Here is a 23,277-nt window from a genome sequence, read left to right as displayed (position 1 = left end):
CCGGCCGCGGCGCGCTGGGGCGAGCGGTCCGCCCGGGTCAGGCCGGGACGCCGGCGCGGTGCGCGGTGGGCCGCCTCCCGTCGTGCCCGTCCGCCAGGGCCCGCACCGTCCACCCCGGGCCCAGCACGCCCGGGTCGTGGGTGACCAGGAGCACCGAGCGCGGCTCCCGGTGGACCCGCCGGACCACCTCGAGGGCCAGGGGCCGGTCGAGGTGGGCCGTCGGCTCGTCGAGCAGGAGCACGCGCGAGGGCGCGAGCAGGGCCCGGGCCAGACCGACCCGCGCCCGCTCCCCCGCCGACAGGCGCTCGCCGGACTCCCCCACCCAGCCGTGCAGCCCGACGGCGCTCACCAGGTCCCCGAGCCCGACGTCGTGGAGGACCTCCTCCAGCAGCGCCTCGTCGGCGTCCGGGCGGGCGATCCTGAGGTTGCCCGCGAGCGTCCCGCCGAGCACCTGCGCCTGCTGCGGCGACCAGGTGACGGCGGCGCGGACGTCGGCGAGGGCCAGCTCGCGCAGGTCGGCGCCGCCCAGCAGGACCCTCCCGGCGCCCGGGTCCACCGTCCGCGCCGCCAGCGCCAGGACGGTGCTCTTGCCGGCGCCGCTGGGGCCGACCAGCGCGACGTGCTCGCCCTCGGCCACGTGCAGGTCGAAGCCCTCCAGCACCGCTCGCCCGGCACCGGGGTGGCGCACCCCCACACCGACCAGCCGCAGGTCGGCCCGCAGCGGCAGCGCCCGGGGGGCGGGCGGGTCGCTGACCGCCGGCGTGAGCGCGGCGAGCGCCTCGACGCGGCGGGCGGCGGCCTGCACGCCCGCCGAGACCGCCCACGCAGCGCCGAGGCCGCCCACGGCCTCGAAGGAGCCCACCACGCCCAGCGCAGCCGCGGCGAGGAGCACCGGCTCGGTGGTCCCGCGGGCCACCGCGGTCCCCACGAGGACGAGGGCCGCGAGGAGCCCGAGCCCGGGGACGGCCTCGCGCCAGAAGGCCGCGGCGGCCGCGGTCCGCGCCGCGTCGCGCTCGGCGCGCTCCTGGCGCTCGCCGGCGGCGTCCAGCGCGAGCAGCGCGCTCCGGCCGCCGTCGCCGCCGAGGTGGTCGGCCAGCCCGCGCACCACGTCGAGGAGGTCGGCGCCGGAGGCGGCGTCGGCCGCTGCCGCCTCCACCGCCGGGCGCCGGCCGCGCCAGCGCGCCCAGGCCGGCAGCGCGACCCCGAGGAGCACGAGCAGGACCGCCAGCACGACGGCCAGCGGCGCGGACACGACGGCGACCAGCGCCACCGCCGCGCTGCTCGCGAGGACGGCGACGGCCGTGGGGGCGACCAGGCGCACGAAGACGTCCTGCAGGTCGTCGACGTCGGCGCGGACCCTGGCCAGCAGCTCCCCGCCGCGCGCGCCCGCCAGCGCCGCCGGGGCCAGCGGCACGAGGCGCTCCAGCACGCGGGCGCGCACCGCCACCACGAGCCGCAGCGACAGGTCGTGCGAGACCAGCCGCTCCGCGTAGCGCAGCGCTGCGCGGGAGATGCCGAACAGCCTCACGCTGGTGATGAGGGGCAGGAGCACGAACAGCGACGACGGCTGCAGCGAGGCCGCGGTGATGAGGGCCCCGGAGGTGGCCAGCAGGGCCGCCCCCACCAGGACCGTCCCGGTGCCCGCGGCCACCGCGAGCGCGGCGCGGCCGCGGGGGACGGCGCCCAGCACCCACCTCACGGGGCCGCCCGGCGCGCGGAGGGGCCGGCGGGTGCGGTCTCCACGACGCGGCCGCCCACCAGGTGCACCACGCGGTCGTGCAGGCCCAGCGGCGCCGACCGGTGGGTGATGGTCAGCACCGTGCGGCCGGCGGCGAGCTCGTCCAGCGCGGCGAGCACCTCGGACTCGGTGCGCCCGTCGAGCTGGGAGGTGGGCTCGTCCAGGACGACCACCGCGGCGTCCTTGGCGAACGCCCGGGCCAGCGCGATCCGCAGCCGCTCCCCGCCGGAGAGGCGGGCGCCGTCCTCGCCCAGCGGGGTGGCGACGCCCTGCGGGAGCGCGGCCACCACGTCCCAGACGCGCGCGCGCCGCAGCGCGGCCTCCACCTCGGCGTCGCTGGCGCCCGGGGCCCCGAGCCTGACGTTCTCCGCCACCGGACCGGGGAGCAGCCAGGGGCGCTCGGGCACCAGGGCCACACGGTCGCGCCACGCGCCGGGGTCGAGGCCGGCCAGGGGGACGCCGTCCACGAGCACCTGCCCGCGGTCGGGCTGGGCGAAGCCCAGGAGCAGGTGCACCAGGGTGGACTTGCCCGCTCCGCTGGGCCCGACCAGCGCCGTGCGCGAACCCGGGGGCAGGTCGAGGTCGACCCCGCGCAGGACCTCCCTGCCGTCGCGGGCCAGGCGCACCCCGTGCAGGCGCAGGTGCGGCGTCCCCGTCCCCACGGCACCGGTTCCCGCTGCGGCCGCGGGGGCGTCGAGGAGGGCGAAGACGCGCTCGGCGGCCGGGCGCCCCTCCATCGCGGCGTGGTGGTCGGCGCCCAGGGAGCGCAGGGGCGCGTAGAACTCCGGGACCAGCAGCAGCACGAGCAGGGCCCGCTCGAAGCCGAGGTCGCCCTCGAAGACGCGCACGCCCACCGTCACCGCCGCCAGCGCGGTGCTCAGGGTGGCGCCGAACTCCAGCACGAAGCCGGACAGGAACGCGGTGCGCAGCACCTTCATCGTCGCCGCGCGGTGGGCCTCCCCCACCTCGGCCACCCACTGCGCGCTGCCGCGCGCGCGGCCGTGGGCGACCAGGGTGGGCAGCACGCGCACGGTGTCGACGAGCAGGGCGCCCAGCTGGCCCAGGGCGGCCCACTGCTGGCGGGAGGCGACCGAGGCGCGCGTGCCGACCAGCCACAGGAAGAACACCACCAGCGGCCCGGTGACCACGAGCAGCAGTCCCGTCAGCGGGTCGAGCACGAGCACCGCGAGGGCGAGGAGCACCGGGACCACGGCCGCCCACACCGAGCCGGGGACGGCGCGGGCGAGGTAGGCGTCCAGCTTCGACACCCCGGAGGTCGCCGTCGTGACCAGCTCCCCGGCCCGCTCGGCGGCCATGAGGTCCGGTCCGCGGCGCAGCAGCGCGCGGGCCAGGTCGAGCCGCACGGCTCGCCGGACGGCGGAGGACGCCCGGGCAGCGGCCCGGTCGCGCCCGGCCGCGAGGGCGGCGCGGGTCCCCCAGGCCGCCGCGGCGACGGCGAGGGGGACGACCAGGGAGGCCGGGGCGGCGCCGCGGGAGACCACGGCCGCCACGAAGGCGGCCACCGCCCACCACTGCACGACGGCGAGGGCGGCGGAGCCCACCGCCAGCGCCGCGACGAGCGGCACCAGCCCCCGGGCGCCGGGCAGCGCGAGCAGCCGACGCGCGGGCGAGGCGGGGCGCTCGGCCTGCGCCGTCATCAGTACCCGGTGTCCAGGGCGCCCTCGTCGGGCCTGACCCGCTCGCGGAACACCCGGTAGTTCCAGATCTGGTAGCCGACGATGAGCGGCAGGAAGATCGCGCCGACCCAGGTCATGAGGTAGAGGGTGTAGGGCTGGCTCGCGGACCCCTGCAGCGTCAGCGAGGACGAGGCCGCCAGGGTCGAGGGCAGCACCTCGTCGCGGGTGAACAGGGCCAGGAACACCGTGACGGTGGCGAAGACGATGGTCAGCCCGCTCATCACGAAGGCCATGACGTCACGCCGCTGCACCAGCGCCCACCAGATGCTCGCCAGGGTCGCGAAGGCTGCGACGGGGAACAGCCAGGGCAGCACCCCGAAGCTCTCGAAGAGCCCCTCGGTGACGTAGCCCATGGTCACGAAGGCGAGGATCGCCACCGTGGCCAGAGCGCCCCACCGCAGGGCGGCGGTGCGCGCGCGGGCGTGCAGGGGGCTGCCGGTGTCCAGGCGCAGCAGCAGGAAGTTCGCGCCGTGGAGCATGAACAGCAGCAGCGTGGTGACGCCGCCGACCAGCGAGAACGGCGTGAACAGGAAGCCGATGCCGGGCTCCACCCGCCCGTCGGGCGTGATCGGCAGGCCCTCGATGAGCTTGGCCATGACGACGCCCCACAGGAAGGAGGGCACGACGCTGCCGCCGAAGGACACCCAGTCCCAGGTGCTGCGCCAGCGCTGGTGGCGCACCTGGTTGCGGTACTCGAAGGACACCCCCCGCAGGAGGAGGCACAGCAGCACGACGACGAAGAGGGGGTACATGCCGTCGAAGACCGCCCCGTACCAGACCGGGAAGGTGGAGAGCATGACGCCGGCGGCCGCGATGACCCACACCTCGTTGCCGTCCCAGAAGGGGCCGATGGTGCCCGTCAGCGCGCGCTCCTCGGCCTCGCTCCTGGCCAGACCGGGTCGCAGGACGTCGACCCCGAAGTCGAAGCCCTCCAGGAAGAAGTACAGCGTGAAGGTCAGGGCGATGAGCCAGAACCAGAGCACCGCGAGGTCCACCGCTCAGCCCCTCCGGTCGTAGCCCTGGAAGCCGTCGCTGGCGCCGGTGGCGTAGTCCGGGGCGGGGGCGGCGACGATCTGGACGTCGGGCTTGCGGTGGACGCCCGCCCGCGCCGTCTTGGTCAGCAGGAAGACGTCGAGGCCGATGAGCCCCAGGTAGACCACCCACAGCCCGACGAGGCCCGCCAGCACCTCCCCCGCGGTGTTGTTGCTGATGCCCTCCTCCGTGGTGAGCAGCCCGTAGACCATGAACGGCTGGCGGCCCATCTCCGTGGTGATCCACCCGGTGAAGTTGGCGATCCACGGGACGGGGATGAGCCACACCAGCGGCCGCAGGTACCAGCGCGTGGAGTCCAGGCCCCCTCGTCGTCGCCACCACAGGAACAGGCCGGCGAAGGCGGTCACCAGCAGCAGGACGCCCAGCCCCACCATGATCCGGAACGACCAGTACACCCAGGCGACCGGCGGGATGTAGTCGCGGCCCTCGCCGTAGCGCTCCTGGTACTCCTCGTTGAGGGAGTTCATGCCGCGGTAGCTCGCCGTGAGGTTGTTCTCGGCCAGGATCGAGCCCACGTAGGGGATCTCCAGGCTCCAGGGGTTCTCCCGGGCGTCCTCGTCGATGTCCGCGACGGCCGACCACGGGGCCGGGGAGCCGGAGTCCTCCCACTGCGCCTCCATGGCGGCGAACTTCATCGGCTGGTCCTGGCGGGCGTACTGGGCGGCCGCGTGGCCGCTGGCCGCGGAGAACACCGTGCCGACGGCGGCGAAGACCAGGGCGATGCGCAGGGAGCGGGAGAAGACGGAGGTGTCCTGGCCCCGCAGCAGGTGCCAGGCGCTGATGCCGAGCACGAAGAAGCCCGCCACGGTCCACGCGCTGCCCTGCACGTGCAGGGAGTACAGGACCGCCTTGGGGCTGAAGACGATGGCGCTGAAGTCGGTGAGGACGGCGACGCCGTAGCGCAGCGCGTACCCGGTGGGGTGCTGCATCCACGCGTTGGCCAGCACGATCCAGAACATCGAGATCTGCGTGCCCACGGCGACCAGCCAGATGCTGCCCAGGCGCACCCAGCGGGGCAGGCGGTCCTTGCCGAACCACCACAGCGCGATGAAGGTGCTCTCCAGGAAGAAGGCCATGAGCACCTCGAGGGCCAGCGGGACCCCGAAGATGTTGCCCACGAAGGCGGAGTACTGGCTCCAGTTCATCCCGAACTGGAACTCCTGCACGATCCCCGTCACCACGCCGACGGCGAAGTTGATGAGGAACAGGTGCCCGAAGAAGTTGGTGAGGTCGTAGTAGGCCGCGCGGCGCCGCGAGCTGAAGAAGGCGACCGTCTCCATGACGGCGATGAGGAAGGCCAGGCCGACCGTCAGGGACACGAAGAAGAAGTGGAAGATGCTCGTCGTCGCGAACTGGAAGCGCGACAGGTCGACGACGTCCATGGCGGGGACCAGCCTCCGGCGGTCGGGCGTGGTGGCCTGCACGGCGGTCCCTGCCCGCTGGCTCGACGCCGGACCCGGCCGCGCCCACACTCACACGGCACCGCAGCGGCGGCCCGTCGATCAGCGGTGCGGGCTCGCTGAGGCGCCGGCGCCCCGCGGGACGCGGCTACACGTTGAAGCGGAACTCCACGACGTCGCCGTCGGCCATGACGTACTCCTTGCCCTCGATGCGGGCCTTGCCGCTCTTGCGGGCCTCGGCCACCGATCCGGCCTCCACGAGGTCGGAGAAGCCGATGACCTCGGCCTTGATGAAGCCCTTCTGGAAGTCGGTGTGGATGACGCCGGCGGCCTCCGGGGCGGTGGCGCCGCGGCGGATGGTCCAGGCGCGCGACTCCTTGGGGCCTGCCGTGAGGTAGGTCTGCAGCCCGAGGGTCTCGAAGCCGGCGCGGGCGAGGATGTCCAGCCCGGGCTCGGTCTGCCCGACGCTGGCCAGCAGCTCGGCGGCCTCGTCGTCGTCGAGCTCGGCCAGGTCGGCCTCGAGCTGGGCGTCGAGGAAGACGGCCTGCGCGGGGGCCACGAGGGCTGCCAGCTCGGAGCGGCGGGCCTCGTCGACCAGGCCGGCCTCGTCGACGTTGAAGACGAACAGGAACGGCTTGGTGGTGAGCAGGCCCAGGGTGCGCAGCTGCTCGACGTCCACGCCCGCGGCCGCGGCGCCGGCGTACAGGGTGGTGCCGGTGTCCAGGACGCCCTGGGCGGCGACCGCCGCGGCGAGCACCGCGGGGTCGGTCTTCTTGCCCTTGACCTCCTTCTCCAGGCGCGGCACGGCGCGCTCGAGGGTCTGCAGGTCGGCGAGCACCAGCTCGGTGGCGATGGTCTCGACGTCGGCCTTCGGGTCCACCTTGCCGTCGACGTGGACGACGTCGGGGTCGGCGAAGGCGCGGACCACCTGGCAGATGGCGTCGGCCTCGCGGATGTTGGCGAGGAACTTGTTGCCCAGCCCCTCCCCCTCGGAGGCGCCGCGCACGATGCCGGCGATGTCCACGAAGGTCACGGTGGCGGGCACGGTCCGCTCGCTGTGGAAGACCTCGGCGAGGCGGTCCAGGCGCGGGTCGTTCAGCGGGACGACGCCGGTGTTCGGCTCGATGGTCGCGAAGGGGTAGTTGGCCGCCAGCACCGAGTTCTTCGTGAGGGCGTTGAAGAGGGTGGACTTGCCGACGTTGGGCAGGCCGACGATGCCGATGGTGAGCGCCACGGGCAGGTGAGCCTACGCGAGCGCCGGGCCGCGCCCCGACCGAGCGGCGGCGGACCAGGCGCGGCGACGCGCCGGGGGCGGCCGTTCGGGCTCCGGCTGTCGCAGGTGCGTGGCACCGTCGGGCCCGTGGACGCGCTCTCGCTGCTCGTGGTGCTGCTGGCCCTGGTCGCCGGGGCGGCCGTCGGCGCCGCCGGGGCGTGGCAGGTGGTGACCTCGCGGGAGCGGCTGGCCTCCGCCCAGGTCGCGGCCGAGCGCGACCTGCTGGCCGCGCGGGTGGCCTCCCTGGAGGGGCAGCTGGCCGCCGAGCACGAGGAGGAGCGCGAGCTCGCGGCAGTCCTGGCGCCGGTGAGCAGCTCGGTCGCGCGCATCGAGCGGCAGGTGCAGCAGCTGGAGCGCGAGCGCGCCGAGCAGTACGGGCGCCTCGGCGCCCAGCTGCAGCAGGTGGCGGCCTCCGGGGAGGCGCTGCGCCACCAGACGGAGTCGCTGGCCGGTGCGCTGCGCTCCCCCAACGTGCGCGGCGCGTGGGGCGAGGTGCAGCTGCGCCGGGTGGTGGAGCACGCCGGGATGCTCGAGCGCGTCGACTTCGACGTGCAGGCCGTCGGGGTCAACGGCGACGGCGAAGCCGTGCGGCCCGACGCCGTGGTGCACCTGCCGGGCGGCAAGCACGTGGTGGTCGACGCCAAGGCCCCGCTGGCGGCGTTCCTGGCGGCCCGCGACGGGCTGGCCCCGGGGGCGGCGCTGGGCGAGCGGCGCGCCGCGGCCGCCGCCACCGAGCACGCCCGCGCGCTGCGCGGCCACGTCGAGGCGCTCGCCGGCAAGCAGTACTGGACGGCCTTCCAGCCGGCGCCGGAGATCGTCGTCTGCTTCGTGCCCGGCGAGGCCTTCCTGGCCTCGGCCTGCGAGGCCGACCCCGCCCTCCTCGAGCACGCGATGGCGCGCAAGGTGGTGCTGGCCACGCCCACCACGCTGCTGGCGCTGCTGCGGACCGTGGCCATCACCTGGCAGCAGGCGGCGCTGTCCGACGGCGCGCGCGAGCTGTTCACCATCGGCAGGGAGCTGCACGGCCGCCTGGCCACCCTCGGGGAGCACACCGGCAAGCTGGGCCGGACGCTGGCGCGCGCCGTGGAGGACTACAACAAGGTGGTCGGGACCCTGGAGACCCGCGTGCTGGTCTCGGCGCGCCGGATGGGCTCCCTCGACCTGACCGACGTGGTCGTGCCCGACGTCCCCGTGGTCGAGGCGCTGCCGCGCCCCCTCACCGCCCCGGAGCTGGTGGTGCCGCTGGCTCCCCACGAGCCGCGCCAGCAGGAGCCCGTGACCGACCTCACGGGCTGGTCCCTGCACGCCCAGCGCAGCCAGTGACCCCACGGGCGCTCGCGGATCACTAGGGTCTCCAGCGTGCCGGAGCGCTACCTCCCGATCGAGGAGCACGGGATCATCGGTGACCTGCGCACCACGGCGCTGGTCGGCACCGACGGCACCGTCGACTGGTACTGCCCGGCCCGCTTCGACGCGCCGTCGCTGTTCGCCTCGCTGCTCGACGCCGAGCGCGGCGGCTCCTTCCGCCTCAGCGCGCGGACCGCCTCGCGCCCCAAGCAGCTGTACCTGCCGGACACGAACGTCCTGCTGACCCGCTTCCTGGGCAAGGACGCCGTCGGCGAGGTCATCGACTTCATGGTCCCCGAGACGTCCAGCGTGGCCTCGCCGCGCGACCTGCTGGTGCGCCGCGCGCGGGCGGTGCGCGGGCGGGCGCTCTTCACGCTGGACTGCTCCCCCGCCTTCGACTACGGCAGGGCCCGCCACGAGGTGCGCCTGGTCGAGGGCGTCGGCGCCGTCTTCACCTCCCCCGCCGGCAGGTTCGTGCTGCGCGTGCGCCCCCCGGTGCAGCTGCGGCTGACCGAGGGCGGGCAGGGCGGTCCCGGCGTGGTCGCGGAGTTCGCCCTGGAGGACGGCGAGCAGGTCGACGTCGTCCTCGAGTGGCGCGGGGAGGTGCGCCCCCTGGCCGACGGGGAGGTCGACGAGCTCTTCGACACCACCAGCGACTACTGGCAGCGCTGGTCGGCGCAGTCGCGCTACCGCGGGCGCTGGCGCGAGGTGGTGCAGCGCTCGGCGCTCACGCTGAAGCTGCTCGTCTACCACCCCACCGGCGCGCTGGTGGCGGCTCCCACGACGTCCCTGCCCGAGGCGCTCGGCGGAGCGCGCAACTGGGACTACCGCTACGCCTGGCTGCGCGACGCCGCCTTCACCACCTACGGGCTCATGCGCCTGGGGTACCTGGAGGAGGCCTCGGCCTTCATGGACTGGGTCCAGCGGCGGTGCGAGGCCGCCGACGCCGAGCGCGACATCATGATCATGTACGCGGTCGACGGCAGCGAGCACATCCCCGAGCAGGTGCTCGACCACCTCGAGGGCTACCGCGGCTCGCGGCCGGTGCGCATCGGCAACAACGCCGTCGGCCAGCGCCAGCTCGACGTGTACGGCGAGCTCATGGACTCCGTGTACCTCTACAACCGCGAGGTGCCGATCTCCTGGGACCTGTGGAGCACCCTCTCGCGCCGCCTCGACTGGCTGGCGGCCAACTGGGACACCCCCGACGAGGGCGTGTGGGAGGTCCGCGGTCCGCGGCAGCGGTTCACCTACTCGGCGCTCATGACCTGGGTCGCCTACGACCGCGCGGTGCGGCTGGCCCGCTCGCGCGGGCTGCCGGCGCCCACGGAGCGGTGGCGGCGCCTGGGCGCCAAGGCCTACCGGTTCGTGCAGGAGTCGTGCTGGGACCCGGACATGGGCGCCTACGCGATGTACCCGGGCAGCCGCACGCTCGACGCGTCGCTGCTGGTCATGCCGCTGGTGAAGTTCTCGGGCCCGACCGACCCGCGCTTCCTGTCCACGCTGGACCGGATCAGCGACACCCTGGTCGCCGACAGCCTGGTCTCCCGCTACGCCATCGACGGCCACGACGGCCTCGACGACGACGAGGGCACCTTCAACCTCTGCTCGTTCTGGTACGTCGAGGCCCTCACCCGGGCCGGTCGGCTGCGCGAGGCGCGGCTGACCTTCGACAAGATGCTCACCTACGCCAACCACCTGGGGCTGTACGCCGAGGAGATCGGCCCCTCCGGTGAGGCGCTGGGCAACTTCCCGCAGGCGTTCACGCACCTGGCGCTCATCAGCGCCGCCGTCAACCTCGACCGCGCGCTCGGCGGCTGACCCCGCCCCTCCTCCTCGACGATCAAGGACCTGCGCGCCACCTCCCCGCCACATCTCCGCGACGATCACGGGCTTGCGCGTCACCACGCCCGGCGCTTGATGCGTGGCTCCATGCTCAGCAGCTCCCCCACCGCGCGTTCGACCCTCATGTCCCACCCCAGCACGTCGCCCTTGCGCACGGACCAGACCGTCCAGCCGTAGTCGCGTCGGAGCCTCTCGCGGCGGTCGTCGTCGTGCTCGACGTCGTCGTCCTCCGTGTGGTGCTCCTCCCCGTCGAACTCGATCGCGCGGCGCACCTCCCGCCAGCCCATGTCGAGCCGCAGCGCGCCGGGGCGCTCCTCCGGCACCCAGATCTGCGGCTCAGGGCGCGGGAAGCCGGCGTCGACGATGCGCAGCCGCGTCCACGACTCCCCGTACGACTCCGTCTCCGGCTCGCACAGCTCGAGCGTCCGCTTGCCGCGCCCCATCCAGCGCTGCCGCTCGGGCCACTCCTCGTAGCGCTCTCGCAGGGACGCGGGGTCGATGAGGCCGGCGTGCGCCATGGCGTCGACCACCGCGAGCCCCATGTGCGGCGCGAGGAACCTCGCCACGTCGAGGGCGGTCCGGCCCACCCCGGTGACGGGAACGCCGTGGACGACGGTGGTGTCACGGGGTGGAAGGCGGTCGAGGTGGGTGACCAGGCCCCGGCGCTCGGGCACCAGCAGTCCGGAGCGAGGATCGACGACGCACTCCAGCGCCAGCGGTGCCCTGCGCTCGTGCGGCGCGCGGGGGTCGAAGCCGTGCAGCCAGGCGGCGACACCGCGGGTGGCCACGGCCCCCTCCGGCATGGCCAGACCGAGCACGGCGACGCGGACGGCGTCCTCCTCGGCCGTCCTGGTGTCGGCGTAGACACCGGTGACGGGCTCCTGCAGCAGTCCCGCGCGGAGGTACCGGTCGACCGTGCGCTGGCTGACGCCGGTGCCGGAGAGGTCTCGGCGGGTGAAGGGCTGGAGGGGTTCGCGGGGCAGCATCCGTCGCCGAGGCACCTGCGCAGGGTGCTGCCGCAGGCGATCACCGCGCTCGGACGACCGACCGGACTGTGGACGACCGCGAGGTGGTGGCGCGGAGATCCATGATCGTCACGCTGATGTGGCGCTCAGGTCCATGAACGTGGCCGGGTGGTGGCGTCCAGGCGCGTGATCGTCGCGGAGGGGGGTCAGCGGGCCCCGTAGGCGCGGACGGCGGCGCGGACGGCGGTCAGGGCCGCCTCGTCGACGCGGTCGGGCGCAGCACCCGCGGGTCCGCTGGAGAGGCCGAGGCGGGACGCCACCACGTCCGCGGGCACGTCGGCCGGCGCGCACCCCCGGTGGGCGGCCTCCTCGCGCAGCACCGCCCACACCCCCACGACGGCCTCGCGCGCCCGCTCGTGGGAGGCCTCGGGCACGGCCTCGCGCACCACCGGCACCAGCCAGTCGGCGTCGAACGTGCCGACCGGCGGCCCGAAGACCCGCTCCCCGGAGACCCAGTCGCCGCCCAGGGGACCAGCACCCTCAGCAGGCACGGCGGTCAGCTGGTGGAGCAGGACGACGACGCCGCGGGCCGGCCGGAGCCGCCCTTCGGGGTCAGCCCGAGGTTGGTGCGCAGCTCGCGCGGCAGCGAGAAGACGAGGTCCTCGGTGGCGGTGCGGACCTCCTCGGGCTCGCCGTAGCCGCGCTCGGCGAGGGAGCGCAGCACGTCGTCGACCAGGACCTCCGGCACGGAGGCCCCCGAGGTCACGCCCACGACGTCGACGCCCTCGAACCACTCGTCGCGCAGCTCGGCGGCGGAGTCGACCCGGTAGGAGGACGTGGCGCCGTTCTGCAGCGCGACCTCGACGAGGCGCACGGAGTTGGAGGAGTTGGCCGAGCCGACGACGATGACGAGCTCGGCGCGCGCCGCCACCTTCTTCACCGCCACCTGGCGGTTCTGGGTGGCGTAGCAGATGTCGTCCGAGGGCGGGTCGGCCAGCTGCGGGAACTTCTCGCGCAGGCGGCGGACGGTGTCCATCGTCTCGTCGACGCTGAGCGTGGTCTGCGACAGCCAGACGACCTTGGAGGGGTCGGGCACCTCGACGGCGTCGACCGACTCCGGGCCGTCGACGAGGGTCACGTGGTCGGGCGCCTCCCCGGCGGTCCCCTCGACCTCCTCGTGGCCCTCGTGACCGACCAGGAGGATCGAGTAGCCGTCGCGGGCGAAGCGCACGGCCTCGCGGTGCACCTTGGTGACCAGCGGGCAGGTGGCGTCCAGGGTCTGCAGCGACCGCGCGGCCGCGGCCTCGCGCACGGCCGGGGACACCCCGTGGGCGGAGAACACGACGCGCGCGCCCTCGGGCACCTCGTCGGTCTCGTCCACGAAGACGGCGCCGCGGCGGCTGAGCACCTCCACGACGTGCTTGTTGTGGACGATCTCCTTGCGCACGTAGACCGGGGCGCCGTAGTGCTCCAGCGCCTTCTCCACCGTCTCGACGGCCCTGTCGACCCCGGCGCAGTAGCCGCGCGGGGCCGCGAGCAGCACCTGCTTGCGGCGCGGGGGGCCGTCGGCGGCTGCGGCGCCGTCCACAGGGGCGGCGTTCGTCTCCAGCGCTGTCACCCCCCCATCGTAAGGTCGCAGCGTGGTGGAAGCCGGAGCGCCGACGGCCGAGCGGGGGGCCGGCCAGCAGGCGTCCCCCGCGCCGCAGGCGCTGCCGCCGACCGCCGCCCAGACCAGCGCGGAGCACCCGTGGCCGGTCCGGCTGCTCACCATGAAGATCAGCGACTACGTCGCGAAGATGCCGCAGGTCTGGGTGGAGGGGCAGGTCGTCCAGGCCACCCGCCGCCCGGGGACGACGACGGCGTACCTCACCCTGCGCGACACCGACGTCGACATGTCCCTGCCGGTGAGCGCCCACGTGCGCCTGCTCGACGCGCTGCCCGGCGGCCTGGCCGAGGGCGCCCGCGTGGTGGTGCGGGCCAGCCCGGAGTTCTGGACCAAGCGCGGCGTGCTGCAGCTGCAGGCCACCGACATCCGCCCCGTCGGCGTGGGCGAGCTGCTGGCCCGCATCGAGCACCTCAAGCGCGTGCTGGCCTCCGAGGGCCTGCTCGACGAGCACCGCAAGAAGCCGCTGCCGTTCCTGCCCCGCTGCGTGGGTCTGGTGTGCGGGCGCGCGAGCGCCGCCGAGCGCGACGTGGTGCGCACCGCCAGCGACCGCTGGCCCGGCGTCCGCTTCGAGGTCCGCCAGGTGGCGGTGCAGGGCACCGGGGCGGTCTCGGAGGTCAGCGCCGCCGTCGCCGAGCTCGACGATCACCCCGACGTCGACGTCATCGTCGTCGCCCGCGGCGGCGGGTCCCTGGAGGACCTGCTGCCCTTCAGCAACGAGGCGCTGTGCCGGGCGGTGTCGGCCTGCCGCACGCCGGTGGTCAGCGCGATCGGGCACGAGGTCGACCACGTGCTGCTCGACCTCGTCGCCGACGTGCGCGCCTCCACCCCCACCGACGCCGGGCGGCGCGTGGTGCCCGCGGTGGCCGAGGAGCTGGCGGGGCTCGAGGCCGCCCGCGGCCGGCTGCGGCGCACGGTGCTGCGGCTGGTCGACACCGAGGCCACCCACCTGGCGCAGCTGCGCTCCCGGCCGGTGCTGGCCGACCCCCGCGCCCTGCTCGCCGAGCCCACCCGCACGGTGGCCGAGGCGCGCGAGCGCGGGCGCCGGGCCCTGGAGGGGCGGCTGCGCGAGCAGGCCGGGGTGCTCGCGGGCCTGGCCGCGAGCGTGCGGGCGCTCAGCCCGGCCGCCGTGCTGGATCGCGGCTACGCCGTGCTGCAGACCGACGAGGGGCACGTGGTGCGCTCCCCCGAGGACGCCCCGACCGGGGAGTGGCTGCGCGCCCGGCTGGCGCGCGGGTCGATCGTCGTCGAGGTGGTCGACTCAGAGGACGAAGACGAGGACGACGACGAGGGCTTCGGAGAGGACGACGATGGCTGACGCACCGGCGATGGCCGAGGAGGTCGCGCAGCTCGGCTACGAGCAGGCGCGCGACCAGCTGGTGGAGGTGGTGCGCCGCCTCGAGACCGGCGGCGCGAGCCTGGAGGAGTCGCTGCGCCTGTGGGAGCGCGGCGAGGCGCTGGCCACCCGGTGCCAGCAGTGGCTCGACGGCGCCCGCGAGCGCCTGGAGGCGGCCCGCTCGCAGGCCTGAGCCTCAGCCCGAGGCCGTGGCGGTGCTGGCGGCAGCTCCCGCGGGTGCGTCGGCCGGGGAGCCGGCACCGCCGTCCGCGGGTGCGCCGGCGGCGTCGACGGCGTCGACGGCCGCCTGGGCGAGGGTCTGCAGGGCCGCGTCGTCCCCGCGGCTGGTGACGGCCAGGGCGGGGCCGCCACCCGCGGGGCTCCCGGCGCGGGGTGCGGCGCCCGGGTCGCTGACCAGGGTCGTGCCGCCGGTGTCGGCGTTGGTCCACACCTGCCAGGTCCGCCCGGCCACCTCCCGCACGCCGTCGGCGACGGCGGCTGCACCGGCCACGCCCTCCACCCACCCGGGGGTGGAGGCCGCGGTGGCGCTGATGCCCCCGTAGGCGCCGGCCGGGTCGAGGTAGCCGACGTGGAAGGTCGGCAGGCCCTCGGCGGCGTCCGGCCCGAAGCGGGTGGTCGAGGCCCTCCACCCCTGCGGCAGCGAGGGCACCCCGATGGCGACCCCGCCCGCGGTGGCCTGCGCCGCCGTGGTGGCGACGTCGGCGGGAGGCCGCTGGTCGCCCTGGGGGCGGGCGGTGAGGAAGAAGACCACGAGAACCATCGCCAGCACGGCGAGCACCGTGCGGAGCATGTCCCCGGAGGTCTCGAAGCCGCGCGGGCGCCCGCCCCGGCCGGGCGCGGCCGGGGGCGGCGACGGCGCGGGGCCGGGTGCTGCCGCGGGCTGGCTCACCCCACCATGCTCGCACTCGGGCGCGCCGGGCACGGCCGGCGCTGGCGCTACAGTCCGCTCCCAGCGCCGGTGTCCCGCGCGCTGGGAGGAGGTCAGCCGTGAGCTCGGTGCTCGTGATCGGCGAGGCGCTGGTCGACGTCGTCCACGCCGCGGACGGAGGGGTGCGCGAGCACCCCGGCGGCAGCCCGATGAACGTGGCCATCGGCCTGTCGCGCCTGGGCCGGCCGACGCAGCTGCTGGCCCGCCTCGGCGACGACGAGCGCGGCCGGACCGTGCTGGCCCACCTGCGCGCCTCGGGCGTCGAGGTGGTCGAGGGCACCGTGCAGCCCGGCGCGACGTCCACCGCGAAGGCGCAGCTGGCCGCCGACGGCTCGGCCAGCTACGTGTTCGACCTCACGTGGGAGCTGCCCGAGGGTCCCGCCCTCGACGCGGCGCTGCCCGCGGCGCCGGTGGCGGTGCACACCGGCTCCATCGGCTCCTGGTTCGAGCCGGGCGCCGCAGCGGTCAGCCGCCTGGTGCAGCGCTACCGCGCCACCGCCACCACCACCTTCGACCCCAACCTGCGCCCGGACCTCATGGGCGACCCCTCGCTGGTGCGCGAGCGCATCGACGCCCTCGTGGAGCACTGCGACGTGGTCAAGCTCTCCGACGAGGACGCCGACTGGCTGCAGCCCGACGGCGACCACGAGGCGATGCTCGCCTCCTGGCTCGAGCGCGGCGCCTCCCTCGCCGTCCTGACCCGCGGCTCGCAGGGCCTGGTGGCGCTGGCCCGCAGCGGCCGCGCCGAGGTGCGCGCCCCGCGGACGCAGGTGGCCGACACCGTCGGCGCCGGCGACTCGGTGATGGCGGCGCTGGTCGACGGCCTCGCCGAGCACGACCTGCTGGGCGCCGACCGCCGGGAGGCGCTGGGCGCCATCGGGCGCGACGACGTGCAGACCCTGCTCGCCCACGCCGCGCGGGTGGCGGCGATCACGGTGTCCCGTCCCGGCGCGGACCCGCCCTGGCGCCGCGAGCTGCTGGGCGTCTGAGGCACCCGGCAGCGCCAGGGGGAGCCGGGGGGGGGGGAGCCGGGGGGAGCCCGTCGACCGCGGCGGCCCACCTGCGGCATCATGCGGCCGTGCCCGTGCTGCCGCCCTCCGTGCGCCCCGACAGCCCGCCGCCCTCCCCCGGGCGGCCCTCGACCCCGGCCCAGGCGTGGGCCGCCCTCGCCGAGGGCAACGAGCGCTTCGCGGTGGAGCGCAGCGCCGGCGCGGGCAGCGCCTCGCGCCGCGCCGAGCTGGTCACCGAGCAGCGCCCGTTCGCCCTCGTCGTCGGCTGCTCGGACTCCCGCGTGCCGGCGGAGTTCGTCTTCGACGCCGACCTGGGCGACCTGTTCGTGGTCCGCACCGCCGGGCACGTCGTGGACGCCGCGGTCCTGGGCTCGGTGGAGTACGGGGTGGAGGTGCTGGGCGTCCCGCTCGTCGTCGTCCTCGGCCACGAGCGCTGCGGCGCCGTGGCAGCAGCCCTCGACGCCCTCGACGGCGGGTCCGTGCCCGGTGGGTACGTGCGCGACATCGTCGAGCGCGTCGCCCCGAGCATCCTCGTGGCCCGCCAAGGACGTGCCCGTGACGAGGACCCGGCCGCGGAGGCCACCATCGTCGGCGCCTCCCACGTGCGCGCCACCGCGAGCCTGCTGCGCGAGCGCTCCGCGGTGCTGTCGCGGGCTGTGGGCGAGGGCCGCGCCGCGGTGGTGGGCGCCGCCTACGAGCTGGCCACCGGCCGCGTGACGCTGCTCGAGGGCGCCGACGCCGTCAGCGCCTGAGCCGTCCGTGAGCACCCCCGGCCCGGTCTGGACCGAGCTGGGCCGCGCCGACGGCACCAGTGGGGAGGTGGTGCTGCGCCGGCGCGCCACCGGCGGGGGTGGAGCGCTGGTGGAGCTGGTGGTCGGCGGGGTCCTCGTCATGGACGACGGCGACGCGTCCACCGAGCGCCTGCTGGCGCGAGCCGCCCTCGACGCCCTCGCCGCGGACGGCCACCGCGGCGGCGCGGGCTGGCGCGTGCTCGTCGGCGGCCTGGGGCTGGGCTTCACCCTGGTCGAGGTGCTCACCGACCCCCGCGTGGGCGAGGCCGTGGTCGTCGAGCTGGAGCCGAGCGTCGTGGGCTGGGTGCGCGCCGGGCTGGTCCCCGCCACCGCCGGCGCCCTGCGGGACCCGCGCGCCCGCGCGGTGGTCGCCGACGTCGTCGTCGCGCTGCGCGAGGCGGCGCCGGGCTCGCTGGACGCGGTGCTCCTCGACGTCGACAACGGCCCCGGCTTCCTCGTGGCCCCCGCCAACGCCCGCCTCTACGACGACGGCGGGCTGGCCGCCGCCGCGGCGGCGCTGGCGCCGGGCGGGGTGCTGGCCGTGTGGTGCTCCCACGACCCCGCGCAGCTGGCCGGGGCCGCCCGCGCCGCCGAGGCGCTCACCGCCGTCCGGGTGCTGCGGCAGGTCGTGGAGCGCGAGGGCCGGGCGCTGGAGTACTGGCTGCTGCTGGCCCGCCGCCGCGGGAGCCGCTGACGCAGGCGCCGCGGGCTCTGCGACGATCGGGCCATGGCTGAGGCGACGGGCCCGACGGTGGGCGCAGCAGACGGCGCGGAGTACCGCATCGAGCGCGACACGATGGGTGAGGTCCGCGTGCCCGCGGCCGCCCTGTGGCGCGCGCAGACGCAGCGGGCCGTGGAGAACTTCCCCATCAGCGGCACCCCGCTGGAGCGCAGCCACATCGAGGCGCTCGCGCGCGTGAAGAAGGCCGCCGCGCTGGCCAACGCCGAGCTGGGGGTGCTGCCGCAGCCGGTGGCCGACGCCATCGCCGCGGCCGCCGAGGAGGTCGCCACCGGCGCCCACGACGACCAGTTCCCCGTCGACGTGTTCCAGACCGGGTCGGGCACGAGCTCCAACATGAACGCCAACGAGGTCATCGCCACCCTCGCCAGCCGCTCCCTGGGCGAGGCGGTGCACCCGAACGACCACGTCAACGCCTCCCAGTCCAGCAACGACGTCTTCCCGACCTCGGTGCACGTGGCGGCGACCTCCGCCGTCGTCAACGACCTCGTGCCGGCGCTGGAGCAGCTCGCCGCCTCCCTGGAGGCCAAGGCCGCCGAGTTCGCGGAGGTGGTCAAGTCCGGGCGCACGCACCTCATGGACGCCACGCCGGTGACGCTGGGCCAGGAGTTCGGCGGCTACGCCGCGGCGGTCCGCTACGGGGTCGAGCGCCTGCACGCCGTGCTCCCCCGCGTGGCCGAGGTGCCGCTGGGCGGCACCGCGGTGGGCACGGGCATCAACACCCCCGCCGGCTTCCCGCAGCGCGTCATCGAGCTGCTCGCCGCCGACACCGGGCTGCCGCTGACCGAGGCCCGCGACCACTTCGAGGCGCAGTCCGCGCGCGACGGCCTGGTGGAGCTGTCCGGCCAGCTCAAGACCATCGCGGTCAGCCTCACCAAGGTCAACAACGACCTGCGCTGGATGGGCTCGGGGCCCAACACCGGCCTGGGCGAGCTGCGCATCCCCGACCTGCAGCCGGGGTCCTCGATCATGCCGGGCAAGGTGAACCCGGTCATCAACGAGGCCGTGCTCATGGTGTGCGCCCGCGTCATCGGCAACGACGCCACCGTCGCCTGGGCCGGCGCGTCCGGCGCCTTCGAGCTCAACGTGCAGATCCCCGTCATGGCCCTGGGCGTGCTGGAGAGCACCCGCCTGCTGGCCAACGGGTCCCGGGTGCTGGCCACCAAGGTCGTCGACGGCCTGGAGGCCGACGTCGAGCAGGCCCGCCACTACGCCGAGGCCTCGCCCTCGATCGTCACCCCGCTCAACCGCGTCATCGGCTACGAGGCCGCCGCGAAGGTGGCCAAGCACGCCGTGGCGAAGGGCGTCACGGTGCGCCAGGCCGTGCTCGACCTCGGCTTCGTGGAGCGCGGTGAGGTCACCGAGGCCCAGCTGGACACCGCGCTCGACGTCATGGCGATGACGCGACCGCCCTCCAGGGGCTGACGCGCGCAGGGGCCGGCGGGCCGCCCGCCGGCCGCCGGTGCCTGTCCGGTCTGCTCAGGCGGGGGCCCAGATGCTGACCCAGTCCACCTGGACGTGGCCCGCGGCGGTGGCCGGCGGCCTGCCGCCGTCGGTCTCGGTCTGCAGCACCCAGTGCATGGGGACCCGGGGGGAGGTGCTGGTGCGCCCGACCTCGCGCCCGTCCAGCAGGAAGGTCGTGCCGGACGCCGTCCACTCGACGGTCGCGGTGTGCCAGGAGGAGTAGCCGGCGCCGGTGTCGACGGCCAGGCAGTTGCGCGACGGCTCGCCGGGGCAGTGCACGAACCCGGAGATCGTCCCCGTCAGGGGACCCTCGGGGAAGTCGACCTCGCCGTCGGCCCAGACGTCGGAGTCCGGCCACAGCAGCCAGGCGGTCTTGTAGCCCGGCACGGGGTCGGCGCGGAAGCGCACGGAGTAGCGGCCGTGGAGCTGGCCCCCCCAGCGCCCGCCGACCAGCGGCACCGGCGCGGCCACCAGCGGCACCCCGCCCTCGGTGCGCAGGTGCACGTCCAGCACCCCGCCCGACACCGACACCGTGCGGGCCTCGGAGTAGCGCCCGGCGCGCGAGGTGTCCGCCGCGCCCTCGTAGCCGGTCCACCGGGAGCCGTAGACCTCGGCGAAGCGTCCCAGGGGGGCGTCGGCGGCGAAGTCGTCGAGGAAGACCTGGCGCCAGCCGGGCAGGTCCCCGACCGGGGCCGCGGAGGCGCTGCCGCCCACCGCGGCGGCCACGGGCGCCGCGGCGGCCACGGGCGCCGGGGCGGCCACGGGCGCCGGGGCGGGCCGGGAGGACGGCGCCGGGGCGGGCCGGGAGGACGGCGCCACCGCAGTGGACGGCGCCGGAGCAGCGGAGGACGTCCCGGCACCGGAGGGCACCACGAGACCCGACGACGGCACAGCGCCGGACGAGGCCGCGGCACTGGACGACGTCACGCCGCCCGACGACGGAGCGAGGAGCGGGGGCGCCACCGGGCTCGCCGCGGACGTCGGCGCGACCCGGTCGGCTGCGGCGCGCGCTCGTCGCTGGGCCTGCGCGGCCGCGGAGCGCCACCGGGCCTGGTGGCTGTGAGCGGCCCGGGGCAGCCGGCTGCCCGCCTGCTCCTCGTCCGCGGCCGGCGCCGCGGGGCTGCCGGCCCCTGCACCGCTGCCGGGGTCGCCGCCGGGGTCGCTCACGAGCGCGGTGACCTCGCCGGCCTCCGCCCTCGAGGGCTCGCCGGAGGGAGCGACGGCCCAGGCCGCGGTGACGGCTGCGGCTGCCGCGCACAGCAGGGCGGTGGTGCGCAGCACGGGTGGCGCGGGCACAGCGGGGCTCCCGTCGTGGGCGACCTGACGGGGCCCACTCTGCCGTGACGGGGTGGCGCTGTACCCGTTTTGGGCAGTTCCGCCGGTGCGCGCTGCCCGGGGCCGCGTGCACCGGCCGGACGCCCGTCCTCAGGCGGGGGAGACCGGGCCGCCCACCGCGCGCAGGGGGACAGGGGTGGTCCCCCTGCGGCGCGCGGACCGCGGTGCCGGTAGCGCGGACGTCGCCGCGGCTGCCGGGCGCAGGGGGGCGCCGAGCCACGTGCAGGCCACGCCGGCGAGGTTCATCCCCCCGCCGAAGGCCAGCAGCAGCACGCGCTCCCCCGGCCGCAGGGCGCCGCTGCGCCGTGCGGCGTCGAGCGTCACGGGCACCGAGGCGCTCCCGGTGTTGCCGAGCTCCTCCACGGTCGTGTGCATCCGGGCGCGCGGCAGGCCCAGGGAGCCCGCCAGGGCCGCGAGCATGACGCCGTTGCCCTGGTGGGGCACCACGTGGTCCACCGAGGACGGCTCCCACCCCGCCCCGGCCAGCACCTCGCCGACCAGCCCCGGCACGTGCTCCTCGACGAACTCGCGCACGCCGCGCCCGTCCATGCGGAACCAGTGCTCGCCGGCGGCCAGCGTCTGGGCGCTGGCAGGCCGGCGGCTGCCGCCCGCGGGGACGCTGATCAGCTCCGAGCGGCTGCCCACGCCGTGCAGCACCGCCCGTCCGAGCTCCTGGCCGGCCGGGACCGCGCCGAGCACCACCGCACCCGCGCCGTCCCCGAACAGCACCGCGGTCCGGCGGTCGGAGGGGTCCAGGATGCGGGAGTAGACGTCGGCGCCCACGACCAGCGCCGGCCGGCCGTCACCCGCTGCGACCAGGAGCGACCGCGCCACCTCCAGCGCGTACACGAAGCCGCTGCACACCGCGTTGACGTCGAAGGCCGCGGCTCCGTCGGCGCCGAGCGCCTGCTGCACCAGGCTGGCCGTCGGCGGCTGCGGGGAGTCCGGTGTCGAGGTGGACACCACGACGACGGCGAGGTCCGCGGCGAGCACGCCGGCGTCCTCCAGCGCCCGCCGGGCCGCCTCCACGGCGAGGTCGGAGGTGGCCTGCCCGGGCAGGGCGTGGCGGCGCTCGCGGATCAGCGTCTTGCGCTCGATCCAGTCCGCGTCCACACCGGCCGCTGCGGCCACGGGGGCGTTGGGCACCACGACCGGGGGCAGGTAGGAGCCGGTGCCGATGATCCCCACGGCACCCGCCGTGAGGGTCCGGTGCTCGGCCGGTGAGGTGCTCATGCGCTGCGCACCCCGCTGTCGACGACCGCCGGGCCCCGGTGGCCGGCGCGCTCCAGGACGGCAACGGGGTCGCTGGTCGCCAGGCGCAGGACCTCCTCGAGCAGGCCCGGGTCGTACACCGAGGCGTGGAAGGACAACGACAGGTTCAGGTGGCCGCGGCAGTCGGTGAAGGACGCCGTGACCCCCTCCGCGGGGGCGGGGGTGGACACCGAGGTGGCGACCGCCCGCTCGGCGGGACCGGCCCAGGGCAGGTGCTCCAGCAGGGGGTGGACCATGGCCGTCACCGCCACCACCGGCCGGGGCCGTGCGGGCACCAGCTCGCGTGAGGCGCCGCCGTCGCGGTCCCCTCGCAGCGCCGCCGCGGCGGCCGGTGGCACCAGCTGCCTCGCGGCGCCCAGCGCCATCGCGCTCAGCGGGCGCGCACCGTCCACAGCACCGCGCAGGGCAGCTGTCAGCTGCCGCACGTCCCAGGGCTCCCCCGCCGGCAGCTGGAGCCCGGCGACGAAGTTGCCGTGCACGACCGAGCCGGCCGGGGTGTAGCGCCGCGCGTCGACCAGGACGGTGGGCGGCCCCTGCGGGGTCAGCCCCACCGCGCGCAGCGCCTCTCCCACCAGCACGGTCTGGACGGCGACGGTGGAGGTGCCTGCTCCCTGCGCGCGGCGCCAGGCCGTCAGCTCCGCGACGCGGTCGGCGTCCATGACGGCGTGCACCACCGCCGTGTCCGGACGCAGCGGCCGCCGGGGCGGCTCGCCGCCGCCCGCGGTGACGGCCGGCTCCGCAGCCGCGGGGCGCCCCGCTCGGACCGCGGCCAGGGTCGCCAGCACCCGGCCCGGGTGGCGGGCGTAGTGGTGGGCCAGGGTCCGCAGCAGGGGTGCCGTCGTGGCGGGCTCCTGCGTCCACGCGGGCGCCATCCCCGTGCGCGCCACCTCCAGCAGCGCCGGGGGCAGGGCGAGCATCAGGGCGCCGTCACCGGCCGCGTGGCTGATGATCAGGGCGAGGTGCTGACCGGCCACCACGAACCTGACAGGCACCTCGTCGGTGCGGTGGGCCTCCAGCGACCGGGCGAAGGCGGGCAGCCCCACCTCTTCGGGACCCGGGCCGTCGTGCACGACGAGCGCGGCCCGGCTCGCCGGCCCGCCGGCTGCGGGCTGCCGCGGGACCCACCGGGTGCGTCCGGCGCCCAGCGCGTGGCCGAGGCGCGAGGCCGGGAAGGCGTCGGCGAGCACGGCAGCCGCCGCCGCCAGGTCGTCGGCCGGGGGCAGGTGCAGCGGCCCGAGCAGGATGCTCGTGCGCGTGCCGCTCCACAGCCTGTCGCGCGCCCCGAGGCGCTGGCTGCCGCTGCGTGCTGGGGTGTGGGCCACTGGAGCTCCTCGCGGTCGTCGGGGGTGCTGCGCGGTGGTGCGGGGTCAGTGGTGCGGGGTCGGTGAGGCGGTGGACCC

The 23,277-nt window shown here is 76.2% G+C and carries 20 protein-coding genes; 8 read left to right on the top strand and 12 right to left on the bottom strand.

Going from position 1 to position 23,277, the window contains the following annotated elements; translation table 11 throughout:
• Positions 1-37: 37 nt before the first annotated feature.
• The 5 genes from cydC to ychF all read right to left on the bottom strand — a co-directional run bounded on the left by cydC (position 38) and on the right by ychF (position 7,122).
• Positions 38-1,699 carry a thiol reductant ABC exporter subunit CydC gene (gene cydC, locus ACUN9U_RS00470; RefSeq protein WP_445482955.1) on the bottom strand — a complete coding sequence of 554 codons (1,662 nt, stop codon included), beginning with the start codon at positions 1,697-1,699 and terminating at the stop codon, positions 38-40.
• Positions 1,696-3,396: a thiol reductant ABC exporter subunit CydD gene (cydD, locus tag ACUN9U_RS00465; RefSeq protein WP_445482954.1), complete on the bottom strand. Its 1,701-nt coding sequence runs from the start codon at positions 3,394-3,396 to the stop codon at positions 1,696-1,698. Before cydD ends, cydC begins: the two co-directional genes overlap by 4 nt.
• A complete protein-coding gene (cydB, locus tag ACUN9U_RS00460) occupies positions 3,396-4,430 on the bottom strand; it encodes a cytochrome d ubiquinol oxidase subunit II (protein ID WP_445482953.1) in 1,035 nt (344 codons plus the stop codon). Before cydB ends, cydD begins: the two co-directional genes overlap by 1 nt.
• Positions 4,431-4,433: 3 nt before the next feature.
• Positions 4,434-5,912: a cytochrome ubiquinol oxidase subunit I gene (locus tag ACUN9U_RS00455; RefSeq protein WP_445482952.1), complete on the bottom strand. Its 1,479-nt coding sequence runs from the start codon at positions 5,910-5,912 to the stop codon at positions 4,434-4,436.
• Between the two features lie 124 nt (positions 5,913-6,036).
• Entirely contained in the window at positions 6,037-7,122 is a 1,086-nt protein-coding gene (gene ychF, locus ACUN9U_RS00450) for a redox-regulated ATPase YchF (protein WP_445482951.1), read from the bottom strand.
• 126 nt (positions 7,123-7,248) lie between these two features.
• On the opposite strand from ychF, the gene rmuC reads away from it, so the two are divergent.
• On the top strand, positions 7,249-8,484 hold the full coding sequence (gene rmuC, locus ACUN9U_RS00445) for a DNA recombination protein RmuC (protein WP_445482950.1): 1,236 nt from the start codon (positions 7,249-7,251) through the stop codon (positions 8,482-8,484).
• Between the two features lie 36 nt (positions 8,485-8,520).
• Positions 8,521-10,329: a glycoside hydrolase family 15 protein gene (locus ACUN9U_RS00440; RefSeq protein WP_445482949.1), complete on the top strand. Its 1,809-nt coding sequence runs from the start codon at positions 8,521-8,523 to the stop codon at positions 10,327-10,329.
• Positions 10,330-10,409: 80 nt separating this feature from the next.
• Here the strand turns inward: ACUN9U_RS00440 and ACUN9U_RS00435 are convergent, their stop codons facing one another.
• From ACUN9U_RS00435 to ACUN9U_RS00425, 3 genes are all read right to left on the bottom strand, one after another.
• Complete coding sequence (locus ACUN9U_RS00435; protein ID WP_445482948.1) at positions 10,410-11,354, bottom strand: type IV toxin-antitoxin system AbiEi family antitoxin; 945 nt, start codon at positions 11,352-11,354, stop codon at positions 10,410-10,412.
• Positions 11,355-11,524: 170 nt separating this feature from the next.
• Positions 11,525-11,869 (bottom strand): hypothetical protein, encoded by a 345-nt coding sequence (locus ACUN9U_RS00430; protein WP_445482947.1) that lies wholly within the window; start codon positions 11,867-11,869, stop codon positions 11,525-11,527.
• A 5-nt stretch (positions 11,870-11,874) separates the two neighbouring features.
• The gene (locus ACUN9U_RS00425) at positions 11,875-12,936 is read right to left on the bottom strand and encodes a 4-hydroxy-3-methylbut-2-enyl diphosphate reductase (protein WP_445482946.1); all 1,062 of its coding nucleotides are present in this window, start codon (positions 12,934-12,936) and stop codon (positions 11,875-11,877) included.
• Between the two features lie 22 nt (positions 12,937-12,958).
• On the opposite strand from ACUN9U_RS00425, the gene xseA reads away from it, so the two are divergent.
• Positions 12,959-14,299 carry an exodeoxyribonuclease VII large subunit gene (xseA, locus tag ACUN9U_RS00420; RefSeq protein ID WP_445482945.1) on the top strand — a complete coding sequence of 447 codons (1,341 nt, stop codon included), beginning with the start codon at positions 12,959-12,961 and terminating at the stop codon, positions 14,297-14,299.
• Complete coding sequence (locus tag ACUN9U_RS00415; RefSeq protein WP_445482944.1) at positions 14,292-14,510, top strand: exodeoxyribonuclease VII small subunit; 219 nt, start codon at positions 14,292-14,294, stop codon at positions 14,508-14,510. The genes xseA and ACUN9U_RS00415 overlap by 8 nt, the downstream gene beginning before the upstream one ends.
• Positions 14,511-14,513: 3 nt before the next feature.
• Here the strand turns inward: ACUN9U_RS00415 and ACUN9U_RS00410 are convergent, their stop codons facing one another.
• Positions 14,514-15,227: a DUF4245 family protein gene (locus ACUN9U_RS00410; protein WP_445482943.1), complete on the bottom strand. Its 714-nt coding sequence runs from the start codon at positions 15,225-15,227 to the stop codon at positions 14,514-14,516.
• 98 nt (positions 15,228-15,325) lie between these two features.
• Here ACUN9U_RS00410 and ACUN9U_RS00405 point away from each other — a divergent pair, with 98 nt between their 5' ends.
• From ACUN9U_RS00405 to ACUN9U_RS00390, 4 genes are all read left to right on the top strand, one after another.
• A complete protein-coding gene (locus tag ACUN9U_RS00405) occupies positions 15,326-16,255 on the top strand; it encodes a carbohydrate kinase family protein (RefSeq protein ID WP_445482942.1) in 930 nt (309 codons plus the stop codon).
• 95 nt (positions 16,256-16,350) lie between these two features.
• Positions 16,351-17,028, top strand: coding sequence for a carbonic anhydrase (locus ACUN9U_RS00400; RefSeq protein ID WP_445483194.1), 678 nt, complete (start codon positions 16,351-16,353; stop codon positions 17,026-17,028).
• Between the two features lie 7 nt (positions 17,029-17,035).
• Positions 17,036-17,761: a spermine/spermidine synthase domain-containing protein gene (locus tag ACUN9U_RS00395; RefSeq protein WP_445482941.1), complete on the top strand. Its 726-nt coding sequence runs from the start codon at positions 17,036-17,038 to the stop codon at positions 17,759-17,761.
• A 33-nt stretch (positions 17,762-17,794) separates the two neighbouring features.
• Entirely contained in the window at positions 17,795-19,231 is a 1,437-nt protein-coding gene (locus ACUN9U_RS00390) for a class II fumarate hydratase (RefSeq protein ID WP_445482940.1), read from the top strand.
• A gap of 54 nt (positions 19,232-19,285) precedes the next feature.
• On the opposite strand, the gene ACUN9U_RS00385 is transcribed toward ACUN9U_RS00390, so the two are convergent.
• The 3 genes from ACUN9U_RS00385 to ACUN9U_RS00375 all read right to left on the bottom strand — a co-directional run bounded on the left by ACUN9U_RS00385 (position 19,286) and on the right by ACUN9U_RS00375 (position 23,199).
• The gene (locus ACUN9U_RS00385) at positions 19,286-20,566 is read right to left on the bottom strand and encodes a glycoside hydrolase family 16 protein (protein WP_445482939.1); all 1,281 of its coding nucleotides are present in this window, start codon (positions 20,564-20,566) and stop codon (positions 19,286-19,288) included.
• A 129-nt stretch (positions 20,567-20,695) separates the two neighbouring features.
• A complete protein-coding gene (locus tag ACUN9U_RS00380; protein WP_445482938.1) occupies positions 20,696-21,838 on the bottom strand; it encodes a 3-oxoacyl-ACP synthase III family protein in 1,143 nt (380 codons plus the stop codon).
• Positions 21,835-23,199 carry a hypothetical protein gene (locus ACUN9U_RS00375; protein ID WP_445482937.1) on the bottom strand — a complete coding sequence of 455 codons (1,365 nt, stop codon included), beginning with the start codon at positions 23,197-23,199 and terminating at the stop codon, positions 21,835-21,837. Before ACUN9U_RS00375 ends, ACUN9U_RS00380 begins: the two co-directional genes overlap by 4 nt.
• Positions 23,200-23,277 lie beyond the last annotated feature (78 nt).

The sequence above is a fragment of the Quadrisphaera sp. KR29 genome, assembly GCF_052644995.1.
This window is presented reverse-complemented; position numbering and strand designations above follow the sequence as displayed.